Consider the following 14,209-nt stretch of genomic DNA (forward strand, 5'->3'; position numbering starts at 1 on the left):
AAGCGTACACGGTGGATGCCTAGGCAGTCAGAGGCGATGAAGGACGTGCTAATCTGCGAAAAGCGCCGGTGAGCTGATATGAAGCGCTATCAGCCGGCGATGTCCGAATGGGGAAACCCGGTGCAATCCGTTGCACCATCATTAACTGAATCCATAGGTTAATGAGGCGAACCGGGGGAACTGAAACATCTCAGTACCCCGAGGAAAAGAAATCAACCGAGATTCCCCCAGTAGCGGCGAGCGAACGGGGAGGAGCCCAGAACCAGCATCAGTGTGTGTGTCAGTGGAAGCGTCTGGAAAGGCGCACAGTAAAGGGTGATAGTCCCGTACACGAAGAGACACAGGCTGTGAGTTCGATGAGTAGGGCGGGACACGTGTTATCCTGTCTGAATGTGGGGGGACCATCCTCCAAGGCTAAATACTCCTGACTGACCGATAGTGAACCAGTACCGTGAGGGAAAGGCGAAAAGAACCCCGGCGAGGGGAGTGAAAAAGAACCTGAAACCGTGTACGTACAAGCAGTGGGAGCCTTGATTTATCAGGGTGACTGCGTACCTTTTGTATAATGGGTCAGCGACTTATATTCTGTAGCAAGGTTAACCGTATAGGGGAGCCGCAGGGAAACCGAGTCTTAACGGGGCGTTAAGTTGCAGGGTATAGACCCGAAACCCGGTGATCTAGCCATGGGCAGGTTGAAGGTTGGGTAACACTAACTGGAGGACCGAACCGACTAATGTTGAAAAATTAGCGGATGACTTGTGGCTGGGGGTGAAAGGCCAATCAAACCGGGAGATAGCTGGTTCTCCCCGAAAGCTATTTAGGTAGCGCCTCGTGAATTCATCTTCGGGGGTAGAGCACTGTTTCGGCTAGGGGGTCATCCCGACTTACCAACCCGATGCAAACTGCGAATACCGAAGAATGTTATCACGGGAGACACACGGCGGGTGCTAACGTCCGTCGTGAAGAGGGAAACAACCCAGACCGCCAGCTAAGGTCCCCAAGTCATGGTTAAGTGGGAAACGAAGTGGGAAGGCTCAGACAGCCAGGATGTTGGCTTAGAAGCAGCCATCATTTAAAGAAAGCGTAATAGCTCACTGGTCGAGTCGGCCTGCGCGGAAGATGTAACGGGGCTAAACCATGCACCGAAGCTGCGGCAGCGACACAACGTGTCGTTGGGTAGGGGAGCGTTCTGTAAGCCGTTGAAGGTCCACTGTGAGGTGGGCTGGAGGTATCAGAAGTGCGAATGCTGACATAAGTAACGATAAAGCGGGTGAAAAACCCGCTCGCCGGAAGACCAAGGGTTCCTGTCCAACGTTAATCGGGGCAGGGTGAGTCGACCCCTAAGGCGAGGCTGAAAAGCGTAGTCGATGGGAAACAGGTTAATATTCCTGTACGGGCCCGAATTGCGATGGGGGGACGGAGAAGGCTAGGCAAGCCGGGCGACGGTCGTCCCGGTTTAAGTGTGTAGGTGGGCTGACCAGGCAAATCCGGTGAGCCACAACACTGAGGCACGATGACGAGGCACTACGGTGCTGAAGTTGCTGATGCCCCGCTTCCAGGAAAAGCCCCTAAGCTTCAGATTCGGGTCCATCGTACCCCAAACCGACACAGGTGGTCAGGTAGAGAATACTCAGGCGCTTGAGAGAACTCGGGTGAAGGAACTAGGCAAAATGGTGCCGTAACTTCGGGAGAAGGCACGCTGGCGTTAGGTGAAGGAACCTGCTTCCGGAGCCGAGGCCAGTCGCAGATACCAGCTGGCTGCAACTGTTTAATAAAAACACAGCACTGTGCAAACACGAAAGTGGACGTATACGGTGTGACGCCTGCCCGGTGCTGGAAGGTTAATTGATGGGGTTATCGCCTCGGCGAGAAGCTCTTGATCGAAGCCCCAGTAAACGGCGGCCGTAACTATAACGGTCCTAAGGTAGCGAAATTCCTTGTCGGGTAAGTTCCGACCTGCACGAATGGCGTAATGATGGCCAGGCTGTCTCCACCCGAGACTCAGTGAAATTGAACTCGCTGTGAAGATGCAGTGTACCCGCGGCAAGACGGAAAGACCCCGTGAACCTTTACTATAGCTTGACACTGAACATGGAGCCTTGATGTGTAGGATAGGTGGGAGGCTGTGAAGTGTGGACGCCAGTCTGCATGGAGCCATCCTTGAAATACCACCCTTGAATGTTTGATGTTCTAACGCCGGCCCGTTATCCGGGTTGCGGACAGTGTCTGGTGGGTAGTTTGACTGGGGCGGTCTCCTCCCAAAGTGTAACGGAGGAGCACGAAGGTTAGCTAATCACGGTCGGACATCGTGAGGTTAGTGCAAAGGCATAAGCTAGCTTGACTGCGAGAGTGACGGCTCGAGCAGGTACGAAAGTAGGTCTTAGTGATCCGGTGGTTCTGCATGGAAGGGCCATCGCTCAACGGATAAAAGGTACTCCGGGGATAACAGGCTGATACCGCCCAAGAGTTCATATCGACGGCGGTGTTTGGCACCTCGATGTCGGCTCATCACATCCTGGGGCTGAAGTAGGTCCCAAGGGTATGGCTGTTCGCCATTTAAAGTGGTACGCGAGCTGGGTTTAGAACGTCGTGAGACAGTTCGGTCCCTATCTGCCGTGGGCGTTGGAAGATTGCAAGGGGCTGCTCCTAGTACGAGAGGACCGGAGTGGACGCACCACTGGTGTTCGGGTTGTCATGCCAATGGCACTGCCCGGTAGCTAAGTGCGGAAGAGATAACCGCTGAAAGCATCTAAGCGGGAAACTTGCCTTAAGATGAGTCTTCCCTTACTCCTTGAGGGTACTGAAGGAACGTTCGAGACGAGGACGTGGATAGGCCGGGTGTGTAAGCGTTGCGAGACGTTGAGCTAACCGGTACTAATGAACCGTGCGGCTTAACCTGACAACACCGAAGGGGTTTTCGGGAGTGGAAAGAGAGAGACGGGTTTCAGCGTAGAAAAGCAGCTTGTTCGGGATTGAAAACAGGATTTGTCTGGCGGCAATAGCGCGGTGGTCCCACCTGACCCCATGCCGAACTCAGCAGTGAAACGCCGTAGCGCCGATGGTAGTGTGGGGTCTCCCCATGTGAGAGTAGGACACTGCCAGACATCAATTAGTCAGAGAAGCCATCCGTCACCGGATGGCTTTTTTGCGTTTGGGTGCCTTAGAAATAGAAGATTAAAAAATTACTTCACCGATTGATATAAACTATAACCTGCTATCGCTCCAGCTATATCATAAGCAATATCATGCCAACTCCAGCCTGTTCCTGATGGGCGGCTATCATAAAGTTCTTTTGCTGCACCAATACTAACGGATAACAATACACCAAATTGTGCACTTTCACGATGATCCCAATGCTGACGATCACCATAAGCATTACCCGCAGCAGCGACAATTGCAGAAAATAAGAAATGTTGCACTTTATCTTTTCCTGTCCAGTTGTCATTTGCCTGACGAATATTGGAACAAGAAGTATTCAATAGGATAGGAGAGATTATTAATATATTTCGTATCAGAGTGATGATGTTTTTTCTCATCGTAATTTACGCCATGATTTATTTTTTTAAATCATAGCTGTTTGATAAATAAGGTACAAAAATCCCCTCCGCCAATAGCGAGAGGGGATTCAAAAAAAGATAATTATTTATCTATTTTACAATATCCTGCTGATTAATCGGTCTACCCGAATACGGCGCAAGCGTCGTATCAGTTTGCGTACCTTAACAGGATAGAGCTGGATACTTTCCAGTTCCTGATAATTGTGGATAATTTTTGTATGGGTACGGATGCAATCCAACTCCATTGCACGTTGCTCTTGCATCTCTTGGTGGGGATCATGAATAAGAATAGCATTTTCCAGATCCAATCCCCATGCGCGAGGATTCAGGTTATTACCCGTAATTAATTGCCATTTATTATCAACCCAGATCCCTTTTAAGTGATAAGTATTATCTTGATCTTTCCATAATCGGATAGTTAATTGCTGGCTATCGATAAACTTTTGCAGCCGACTGGTGAATCGACGCAAGTTAATTTCATACAGATAAGGCAATGCACCAATGATCTTAAATGGTTCTTCGGGTGGAATATAAAAATCGTTCGCTGTTTTATCTCCGATGATGATCTCAACTTGCTTTCCTTGGCGGAGTAGGCGAGATATTGCACGCACTAATACTGCTGGTAAATTGAAATATGGTGTACAAATAACCAACTTGTTTTCAGTGCAAGACATGAGATGGCAAATTGTTTTATTCAGCAGATTTTTCTTGCCTAATCCCACAAGGGGAGTTACCGCCAATTCTTCATTGGATGCTTGATTTTCAATGTGATACTCGCTATTCCTCAATGAAGCACGAAATTGACGGATCAAATTTTTAATTTCAAGGCTACGAGGGCGATTGTGGCAGGCTAAATTTTTTACGGCTCCAGCGCTAATAATACTCTCGTCAATAAATTGCTTCATGATCGAGGCAAGTTTTGCATTATGCAGCAAATGATAACGATCGTAACGGTATTTTTCATGGCGGTGCAGATAGACATCATTAATACTTGCTCCACTGTAAATAACCGTATCATCAAAGATAAAGCCTTTCAGATGCAAAACCCCCAGTGCTTCACGTGTATTCACTGGAACACCCAAGATAGAAATATTGACATCAGGGTAGCTTTCAGCCATGGCGCAATACCAGTCTGCATTTGTTGCCACAGCTTCTGCACCAATACGGCCTCGTTGAGCACGATGCCAATCAACCAGGATTTTTATATCTAACTCAGGGCGTTTCTGTTTAGCGGCATATAATGCAGTCAAAATATCTTGTCCTGCATCATCGTTTTCTAAATATAACGCGGCGATATAAATATGCTTTTTGGCCTTTGCTATACGTTCCAATAAGGTGCTGCGAAACACTTTAGATTCATAAAGTGTTGCAATATCAGCAACTGATTGTGGTAGCTTAGGCAGTTGTGCAAGGTGTTGTTGGTGTTTTGCTTGTTTAAATTTGGACAACATCACAGTGCGTTTTTCTCTTAGTCTAAATGGTGTTAATACCATCATAAGGTGTATGAATCAAAATGATCCGGCGATGATACCATTAGTTTGGTCCATTGTGAGTATGAATTAACTCTCTTGAGCTGATTGCTTTAAGACTGTGCGATCTATCACGGAGTCAGCATTTTTTTAGTGTTCATTACAAGATGTATGTTGAATTTATTTTTTACTTAGAGTTTCAACATAAGATTAACAATGCCGTCTTCTAACTGTATATCAATAGTAAATCCAAGTTTTTTCGCAAGTTGGATCATGTTACGGTTTTCAGGCATGGTAATAGCTGTTAGTGCTTGAATACCATGTTCTCTTGTATAGTTAATCAGTTTAGTCATAAGTTGATAGCCTAACGTAATTCCCTTCAGATCTGATCGGACTAATATCGCAAATTCAGCCTCGATATTATCGGGATCAGCCATGGCACGAGCGACACCAATAATTTCAGGTGTTGTTGCTGGATGGCGGATCGCTACGAATGCCATTTCTCGGTCGTAGTCAATTTGAGTCATGTTTGCAAGATCATCATGAGTAAACTCGTTAATTTCACTGAAATAGCGATAATAAAGATCTTCCTTTGTTACCTGACCGATAAATGCTTTCAGCAAAGGTTCATCTTCCGGCAGGATTGGCCGTAGCAAACATTCAACATCATCTTTGATATAGATAGTTTCTTCCAGTTCATTAGGATAAGGCCGGATAGCCAGTCTCTTGCGGGGATCGCCTGTTACTGGCATTAACTCCATTGTCACATCCAATAGCGTGAACTCATTACCTGATGCAAGCAGTGGATGGATATTCATACGAGTAATTTGCGGGCAATCGATCAGAAGATTCGATACTCTGACCAATAACTGGCTGAGAGCAAGAATATCCAGCGGCAAAAGTGAACCACCAGATTTTATTTTGCCACTCTTAATTGCCTGAATAACCAGATAGCGTGCTAGTGCCATATTAAGGGGAGGAAGAGCGACAGCCGCCTGTGTTTCATGCATCCAATCGATATCTCCCTCACCTAGCATGATTAAGGGACCAAATATCTCATCTTGCTCAATAGCAATTCTCAGCTCTTGTGTGCCGGCCCGATTAGCCATGCTTTGTACTAATAATCCATGGATCCTGGCCTGCGGGAAGTTTTGTTTAACACGTTCAATAATCGCTTGTGTTGCGGCTTTAACTTCATCAGCATTGCGTAAATAAAGCATCACTCCCTGAACCTCTGATTTATGTAGGATATCAGGGGAGCGGAGTTTTAATGCTACGGGATAGCCAATTTTTTCTGCAATATCGACCGCATCATCACTGGTATGAGCGATCCAAGTTGGTAAAGTATTTAAACCGTAAGCATCAAGAATAGGTTGTACTTCATGGGTATCCAATCGAATATTCCCGTTATCAAGTGCCTTTTGTATACACTCATGGGCTCGAGCCGTATTCGATGTGATGCCAATGGGTAAAGATGGTGTTTCTTTTAGCTGTTTTTGGTTTCGCTGATATTCCACCATATGCATAAAGGCGGTAATGGCACCTTCTGGTGTCCGATAAGTTGGAATACCAGCCTCACTGAACAGACGTCGGGCTTCCAATGAAGAGTATTCTCCGCACCAATTAGTAAAAATAGTGAGCCATTTCCCACGAGGATGTTCTTTAATGGTTTGTATAACCTGAACTGCTGTAGTTTGGCTGTGGGATATGGCACTGGGTGAGTGGATTAACAGTAAGGCATCATAATCATGACTATCCAAAAGTAACCTGAGTGCAGAAACATATCGTTCGGTAGAAGAATCATCACCGATATCCAATGGATTACGTAAAAGCAACGTGTCTGGAAGTGTGCCAGACAACCCATTGATCGTTTCCTCACTTAATATAGCGAGTTTGCCGGTTCTCCTGAATAGTTCATCCAGTGCCATTGCCGCTGGTGCTGCTCCATTACTGACGATCAATAAACGTTCTCCACGCAATGGCCGCATAAAACTCAATGTTTCCACTGCGGAGAACATTTCGTGTGTATCCTGTACACGCAGTAATCCGGCTCGTTGAATTGCTGCGTCATAAGCCGCATCAAAATTTTGTTGTTCTCCCAGCAACTTCTGGACTTGCCGGGTACGACTGCTTTTCACGACCAGAATTGGTTTATTGCGTGAAGCGCTTCGGGAAGCAGAAAGAAAACGGCGGGCATCGCTGATATGTTCGAGATGCAACAAAATGGCACTGGTTTTACTGTCTCTTGCTAAAAAGTCGAGCAGGTCATCAATATCAATATCAACACTGTCGCCCAAGGCAATAAAATACGAAAAACCAATATTGCGATGGTTAGCCCAGTCCAGAATTGTGTTGGATATTGCTGCTGATTGTGAAATAAAGGCGAGTTTACCTTTAAGAATAGGGATCGGGGAAAAACTGGCATTTAGCCCACTCCAGGGGGCTAAGATACCAAGGCTATTTGGCCCCAGAATTCTAAGATGATGTTTTTGGCTGCACAGTTTCAATTCAGTAAATTGTGATGGCGGAGAAGATAAAATAATGACAGTTTTGCATCCGTGTTGGGCCAGTTGCTCTAGTAAAGACAAATTACGACTGTGATGAGTACAGATCACAGCCAGGTCAGGCGTTAATGGTAATTTATCGATAGCAGGATAGGCTAACACACCCAGAACGGCAGATTTGTGTGGCGTTACGGGGAGAATAGGTCCTGTAAACCCACCCATTAACAAATTTCTCATCAACACTGAACTGGCTTTTTCTGGTTTTTCAGAAGCACCAATAACGGCGATAGATTTAGGGCGTAATAATGCTTCAAGTCCGCGCTGGCTCATTTCTGGGGTTCCTTATCAGCTATCACATCAATAAACAATAACAATTACCATGAATAACTTTAGCCACCATCAGTGACTTTAGCGCGGATTGTCAAGCATTACTGTGAGTTATCCCTACAGATGATTGGATTTTCCGGCCAGATATTGTTCACGAAAGTGATTGAAATGATTCAATAATGATTGTGACGCTTTAATATCCCCGGCTAATTCTAATGCCGCAGCTGCAACTTCGGCGGTACAATGTTGTTCTGTTCTGGAGGGCACCCGAAGTAAATAGTCCATTTTGGCAATATTATTAATAGACAATAGGGGAATATCATCTAAATATGGGCTTTTGCGAAACATTTTTCTTGCTTCAGGCCAAGTACCATCCAATATAATGAACAGCGGTGGTTTTTGGTTGGCGGGGAGCTGCTGATACACCGTACGAGTAGGCGTAGCATAACTGTCTGGAAAGATCAGATAAGGTTGTCGGGTTGGATCACGCACGATTTCGAGCAGTTGTTGATCAGGCTCGGTTCTAGACCAGAGAAAAGCGCATGTATCAGGCAGAATATCTGCAATCAACTTTCCCGTATTACTGGGTTTCATCGGCTCCGTATCGAACATGATGAGACAGAAGCGGCTTTCCGCATTTACAGGTGAAATCATTTCACATAGACATTTATTTTGGGGTAATAAACAATGCAGGCAACGCTGCACTCGGCACCCCCTTGCCAGAAAAGGGCGGGTAGAGCGGGCAAGGCGGTGTTGGCGAAGCTGATAAACGGCGTTGTTATTTCTCATTTAAGAACTCAAACATGTTCGTGGATAGAACCAGTAAAAAATTAGCGGATATTTTAATGGATTGTCGTTACCGGAGGTAGCTTCGGACGCGTACATCGGGTAATCTTCGCGCCATAACGCAGTTGGAGAAATAAATGAACGATTCCTATAGTGGTAAGAACGGCAAAGTCAAAGTAATGTATGTCCGTAATAATGAGGACAATAACGATAACCGTAAAGGCGGCGATCGTCGTAAAAACAGTGACAGCCGTAAGAGTGATAACCGGCCGTTTGGTAAAGGGCGCGATCAGGGTGACCGCCGTCGTGGCAATGAACGCCCAGTGCGCTCAGGCGATCGTTCTCCGTGGAGAACAATCTCCCGTCCAGAGGATGAATCTCTTAATCCAGAGCACCAGGGCATTAGCGGCAAAAGCAACATTGATCCTGAACAGCTTCGTCGTCAGCGTTTGGAAGAAACTCGCATCTATGGGGAAAATGCTTGCCAGGCAATGTTCCAGCACCGTCCTGATGCGATTGTTCGGGCCTGGTTTGTTCAATCGGTCACGCCGCGTTTTCGCGATGCCTTGAAATGGATGGCGGCAAATCGCAAAGCTTACCATGTCGTTGACGACGAAGAGCTATCCAAGGCATCAGGTACAGAGCACCACGGTGGTGTCTGTTTCCTGATTAAGAAACGTAATGGTTTGGATGTGGAAACCTATTTGCAGCAGGCGCCCGCAAAAGATTGTGTCTTGGCATTGGAAAATGTAGGTAATCCACATAATCTTGGCGCAATTATGCGTAGTTGTGCGCATTTTGGCGTACAGGGGGTCATTTTGCAGGATACAGCGCTGTTGGAATCAGGTGCCGCTGTTCGTACAGCAGAAGGCGGCGCTGAGCACATCAAAGGCATTGATGCGGATGGGTTCACGACTACGCTAAATCAATTCCGTAACCAAGGCTACACAATTGTGACGACATCAAGTCATAAAGGCAGCACAACACTGGCGCAAGCAACATTGCCAGAAAAAATGGTCTTGGTATTAGGGCAGGAAAGTGACGGACTAAGTGACAGCATTTGGGAAGATGGTGACATTCGTCTTTCTATTGGTGGAACGGGACGGGTAGAAAGTCTGAATGTTTCTGTTGCAACAGGTATTATGCTGGCGGAATGGTGGCGTCAGAATAAGGTTTAATCTATCTCTATCGCAAGTTACCATTTAGTCAAAGAATAGTGACTTGGAAATAGATAGTTTAAGTTTCATTGTTAATAAGGCCCTGTCTATTTAGTCAGGGCCTTATTTTATTTCCTGTAATTTATTAAGTTTATTTTTATTATTACACTGCAAAATCAAATAAAAACATTTGTTATTATTTTAAACGGAAGTATTGATTTAAATTTTTATTCTCTCTAAATTCGTTACTTTTCCATTATTGCTAATAACAATCATTTTCATTATCATTTGATAAAAAAGAAAAATCATATACGCATTAAACTTCAAGTTGCAATTTACAACACGATATGAAACCTGATTTCTCCCCCGTTTCGCGGGGATAAATCACACGCATCTTGAAGTTAGATTGATATATCCTTAATGAGCCAGAATAAATACCCCATTATTGGATAGTTATGTCCAGAGATTTCAGTGATATATCAAATTATCAACTAATGCTTATATATAGAAACAGGTGGAAACTATCAATCACAATATTTATATCAGATGGATATATTCTGCAAGTTTGAATTGTTTAAGTATGATGAAAGTGTGCCTGTCTGAATTGTCTGTAAGTGGATGAGCGTAAGAAGAATTTACATTTAGGGCTGATAATAGGTGTTAGGAGAATAGGGAATGACAAATAAAAGTAATCAAGGCTCCATTGAGTTGGCTTCTGAAATAACGATTGAAGATATCACTAACCTATTTGATGGGGCATTTAGCCATTTCAATTCATCAGTAAAGATCAATTCAGACAATGTGCCATCGGAAAGTATGGGGTTTTATCAATGGTCGAGTGATGAAAAATTGCCATTATTGATAAAAAGCTACCAGGATTCATATTATAGTGACAACGAATTAAAACCAAATCAGAAAGCGCTCTATTCTTTATGGACACAATGGTATTTTGGCTTAATTGTCCCACCAATGATGTTAATGTTATTAGAATATCCTCAGGCTGTTGATACGGATTATCATCTTTTTCAAATTGAATTTCATGAAACTGGCAGGCCAAATGTTGCTTATTATCAGCTAACATGGTTGGACGAATCAATATCGTTATTGGCGCGTTATCATTCTATGCTGGATCGGCATATTATACCGGTATGTGAAAAAATTGTATCCTATCGTGGAATAAATGGGCGCTTATTGTGGAATAACATTGGCTATGTTATGCATTGGTACTTAAATAATTTCAGGGAAAGAATGGAATCGGATCAGTATGATACATTAATACAAGATCTTTTCTTTACACAAACGTTGCCTGATGGCAGGGACAACCCACTTTATCGTACAGTGATTATGAAAAATAATGTAATACAACGCCGTTGTTGCTGCCAAAGAAATAAATTACCCGGAGTCGGGAATTGTCACGATTGTCCTCTTGAACCTACAGCGTAATCCTTTTAATCGTAAGTAATACTTTATGATGAGAGAATTGTGGCGAGTAGCCTTTTTTCACGGGAGCAAATACTCCCGTGAAAATCCGTATATTGAATGTAATAAGCTTAATGCGCTCCCCCGTGGTCTTTACCTCCGGCAGAGAAAGGTGGTTTTGCCAGCCAGATCAATAACGTCAAGACAAGAAATATGCCCGCTGAAAGCCAAAAGATCTCATTGGCAGAGATAATTAACCCTTGATGAGTGATCTGTTTTGCCAGATAAGCTGATATTTGTTCATCATTCATGCCCAATTGGGCTAATTGCTGATGTATTTGCTGATAATTCGGGTTATATGGGTTGATGTATTCCGTAAGGTTCGAGTGGTGTATAGATTCACGTTGTGTCCACATTGTGGTTGTGAGGGATGTCCCGATTGAACCCGACAATATACGGGTAAAGTTCGACAAGCTGGAGGCTGAGGCCATTCGTTCTGGTGCTAGCCCTGATAATGTAATGGTTGTCAACGGCATAAAGAAACATGCCATGGCAAGTCCTTGAACAAACTGAGGCCATGCAGTTGCAGCGAAATCCATGTCTGGTTCAAAGGTATATGCCCGCCAATAGAAGCAAATCGCATAAGTGATGAAACTAAATGTCACGATATAGCGCATGTCTATCTTATGGCCAAACTTGCCAATGACGGGTGACAATAACAGTGGCAGCAATCCTATCGGTGCGGCCGCAAAGCCAGCCCAGGTTGCGGTATAGCCATAAACTTCTTGTAATAGCTGCGGCAATAAAACAATTGAACCGAAGTACATCATAAAGCCGAGACTAACACTCAGTGTACCAATGGAAAAATTGCGTAGCTTAAACAGGGAAAGATCGATGATCGGATGATCATCAGTCAGTTCCCATATGATCAGAAAAATAAGTGAGATAACCGCGGTAGCAGTAAGGATAATAATCTCTGTAGAATTAAACCAATCAAGTTCCTTGCCTTGGTCAAGCATAATTTGCAGGCTGCCAATACCAATCACCAGCAAGAACAACCCAGTAACGTCAATGGGACGGATTTCTGTTTTCGTTTCTCGGCCACGCAATAGCTGCATAATAGTAAAAATAATTGCGATACCAAGGGGGATATTGATGTAAAAGATCCATCCCCAGTGGTAGTTATCACTGATATAACCGCCAAGGATAGGCCCGCAAATAGGAGCAACAACAATCATTATCGACCATAGTGCCAATGCCATATTTCGTTTTGCCAATGGATAGTTATTTAGCAATAAACTTTGGCAAAGGGGAAGTACGGGGCCGGCGGCCAATCCTTGCATCACACGGAAGAAAATTAACATACCGAGGCTATTGGAGAGGCCACATAACCAGGATGAAAGAGTAAAAATTGCGGTAGACCAGAGGAACAATTTCACCTCACCGAAACGCTTCGCTAACCAACCGGTAATAGGAATGGAAATTGCGTTTGCGACGCCGAAGGAGGTAATTACCCACGTTCCCTGTGAGCTTGACGCACCTAGATTACCCGCGATCGTCGGTATGGCGACATTGGCAATGGTAGAGTCGAGAATAAGCATGAAAGTCGCCATTGAAAGAGTAATGGTCAAAAGGGCGAGTTTCGTACCTGTAAGCGGTTCTCTTGTTACCATGGCTCCCCCTTAAATTTGGTTGCCTGAATTACTATTAATAATGTCAGTAACTATTTTGTTTGCAGGAGTCATATCTATCGTCAATGCCTTGGTTTGATAGGCCGGAAGGGGACGTTCAGTGGTTGCCAGTACAGTTCCATCAGTGTTCGTGGTGTTCACGGTGACTTTTGTTGATAACCCAATTCGCAAGGGATGTTGTTTTAATTGTTCAGGATCAAGTTCAATACGAACCGGTAAGCGTTGTACAACCTTAATCCAATTTCCACTGGCATTTTGCGCGGGCAACAGAGAAAAGGCGCTACCGGTTCCCATATCAATGCCTGCAACCTTGCCGGTATAGACAACATCGTCACCATAGAAATCGCTGATGATTGTCGCGGGTTGTCCAATCCGCATGTTTGCCAGTTGGGTTTCTTTGAAATTAGCCTCAATCCACATATTGTTAGCAGGCACGATCGCCATCAATGGTGTTCCTGAGTTGATACGGGAACCTACCTGAACGCTACGGCGAGCGACATAACCATCAACAGGGCTGACAATATTGGTTCTCTGCAAGGCGAGCCAGGCATCACGAACACCGGAAGCCGCTTTTTCGATAGCTGGCTGTTTTTCCAGTGGAGTCGTTAAAATAATGGCTTGGTTGCTTTGATATTGAGCTATAGCGACATCCAGATCCGCTTGGGCAGCAGAGACGGTTTCGCGCATATGTTGCAATTCTTCTTTGCCAATTAAATCTTGAGTTCCCAATATCTCCCTGCGGTTGAGATCATTTTGGGCTTTTCTGAGAGCAATTTTTTTCAGTTCAATGATGGCTTGATATCTTTTACTGTCGATCATGTGTTGATGAGTGAGTCGGACAGTATTGGCTAATTCATTTTTAGCTTTTTCCAGAGCCAATTCAGCGTCACGGGGATCGAGTTGAACAAGAGGCTGACTACTTTTCACCAAATCAGTATTGTCAAAATTAACAGTCACGACACTGCCTGCAATTTGCGACATGATTTGTATTTGATTACCTGTAACATAGGCATTATCGGTTTCTTGGTAGTAACGTAAAGTGAGAAACCAGTAAACGCTATAGCCAGCCCCAAGCAGAAGGAAAAATAACGTCAATAACGTAATGATATAGTGGCGTTTTTGTTTTTTAGTTTTCACCTTTGCAGGAGAGTGTTTTTCGCTAGACGGCAGTGATGCTTTCTCACTAATACTCATGGAGAGTCCCCATATTTGTTTTTAGCTTATTATTGATTGTGTGGCCCTGAACAGGACAAACACGTTTCCAGTAGTGTGCGTTTACACTACTGGAAGAGACGAACG

8 protein-coding genes and 2 rRNA genes (1 of these 10 running past the window's edge) are annotated in these 14,209 nt (G+C 44.6%); 4 read left to right on the forward strand and 6 right to left on the reverse strand.

The window, feature by feature from the left end; translation table 11 throughout:
* Positions 1-2,899 (forward strand): 23S ribosomal RNA (locus WDV75_RS06850); it begins 12 nt to the left of the window's first position.
* A gap of 89 nt (positions 2,900-2,988) precedes the next feature.
* Positions 2,989-3,104 (forward strand): 5S ribosomal RNA (rrf, locus tag WDV75_RS06855).
* A 78-nt stretch (positions 3,105-3,182) separates the two neighbouring features.
* Here the strand turns inward: rrf and WDV75_RS06860 are convergent.
* From WDV75_RS06860 to WDV75_RS06875, 4 genes are all read right to left on the reverse strand, one after another.
* The gene (locus tag WDV75_RS06860) at positions 3,183-3,536 is read right to left on the reverse strand and encodes a YfiM family lipoprotein (RefSeq protein ID WP_273558193.1); all 354 of its coding nucleotides are present in this window, start codon (positions 3,534-3,536) and stop codon (positions 3,183-3,185) included.
* Positions 3,537-3,652: 116 nt separating this feature from the next.
* On the reverse strand, positions 3,653-5,011 hold the full coding sequence (pssA, locus tag WDV75_RS06865; protein WP_273558194.1) for a CDP-diacylglycerol--serine O-phosphatidyltransferase: 1,359 nt from the start codon (positions 5,009-5,011) through the stop codon (positions 3,653-3,655).
* 206 nt (positions 5,012-5,217) lie between these two features.
* Positions 5,218-7,860: a bifunctional acetate--CoA ligase family protein/GNAT family N-acetyltransferase gene (locus WDV75_RS06870; RefSeq protein ID WP_273558195.1), complete on the reverse strand. Its 2,643-nt coding sequence runs from the start codon at positions 7,858-7,860 to the stop codon at positions 5,218-5,220.
* A gap of 114 nt (positions 7,861-7,974) precedes the next feature.
* Entirely contained in the window at positions 7,975-8,646 is a 672-nt protein-coding gene (locus WDV75_RS06875; protein WP_273558196.1) for a tRNA-uridine aminocarboxypropyltransferase, read from the reverse strand.
* 134 nt (positions 8,647-8,780) lie between these two features.
* On the opposite strand from WDV75_RS06875, the gene WDV75_RS06880 reads away from it, so the two are divergent.
* Both WDV75_RS06880 and fhuF read left to right on the forward strand, forming a co-directional pair.
* A complete protein-coding gene (locus WDV75_RS06880) occupies positions 8,781-9,821 on the forward strand; it encodes a tRNA/rRNA methyltransferase (RefSeq protein WP_273558197.1) in 1,041 nt (346 codons plus the stop codon).
* A 654-nt stretch (positions 9,822-10,475) separates the two neighbouring features.
* Entirely contained in the window at positions 10,476-11,243 is a 768-nt protein-coding gene (fhuF, locus tag WDV75_RS06885) for a siderophore-iron reductase FhuF (protein ID WP_273558198.1), read from the forward strand.
* Positions 11,244-11,350: 107 nt separating this feature from the next.
* Here fhuF and emrB read toward each other — a convergent pair whose 3' ends face one another.
* Together emrB and emrA are read right to left on the reverse strand one after the other, a co-directional pair.
* Positions 11,351-12,892 carry a multidrug efflux MFS transporter permease subunit EmrB gene (emrB, locus tag WDV75_RS06890; RefSeq protein WP_273558199.1) on the reverse strand — a complete coding sequence of 514 codons (1,542 nt, stop codon included), beginning with the start codon at positions 12,890-12,892 and terminating at the stop codon, positions 11,351-11,353.
* A 9-nt stretch (positions 12,893-12,901) separates the two neighbouring features.
* On the reverse strand, positions 12,902-14,104 hold the full coding sequence (emrA, locus tag WDV75_RS06895; protein ID WP_273558200.1) for a multidrug efflux MFS transporter periplasmic adaptor subunit EmrA: 1,203 nt from the start codon (positions 14,102-14,104) through the stop codon (positions 12,902-12,904).
* Between the last annotated feature and the right edge of the window lie 105 nt (positions 14,105-14,209).

The organism is Xenorhabdus griffiniae (assembly GCF_037265215.1).
Lineage (GTDB): Bacteria > Pseudomonadota > Gammaproteobacteria > Enterobacterales > Enterobacteriaceae > Xenorhabdus > Xenorhabdus griffiniae.

What these genes read in the sequence shown, in the direction of transcription:
- WDV75_RS06860 (WP_273558193.1), bottom strand. Translation starts at nt 3,536, where the DNA reads ATGAGAAAAAACATCATCACTCTGATACGAAATATATTAATAATCTCT.
- WDV75_RS06870 (WP_273558195.1), bottom strand. Translation starts at nt 7,860, where the DNA reads ATGAGCCAGCGCGGACTTGAAGCATTATTACGCCCTAAATCTATCGCC.
- WDV75_RS06875 (WP_273558196.1), bottom strand. Translation starts at nt 8,646, where the DNA reads ATGAGAAATAACAACGCCGTTTATCAGCTTCGCCAACACCGCCTTGCC.
- WDV75_RS06880 (WP_273558197.1), top strand. Translation starts at nt 8,781, where the DNA reads ATGAACGATTCCTATAGTGGTAAGAACGGCAAAGTCAAAGTAATGTAT.
- fhuF (WP_273558198.1), top strand. Translation starts at nt 10,476, where the DNA reads ATGACAAATAAAAGTAATCAAGGCTCCATTGAGTTGGCTTCTGAAATA.
- emrB (WP_273558199.1), bottom strand. Translation starts at nt 12,892, where the DNA reads ATGGTAACAAGAGAACCGCTTACAGGTACGAAACTCGCCCTTTTGACC.
- emrA (WP_273558200.1), bottom strand. Translation starts at nt 14,104, where the DNA reads ATGAGTATTAGTGAGAAAGCATCACTGCCGTCTAGCGAAAAACACTCT.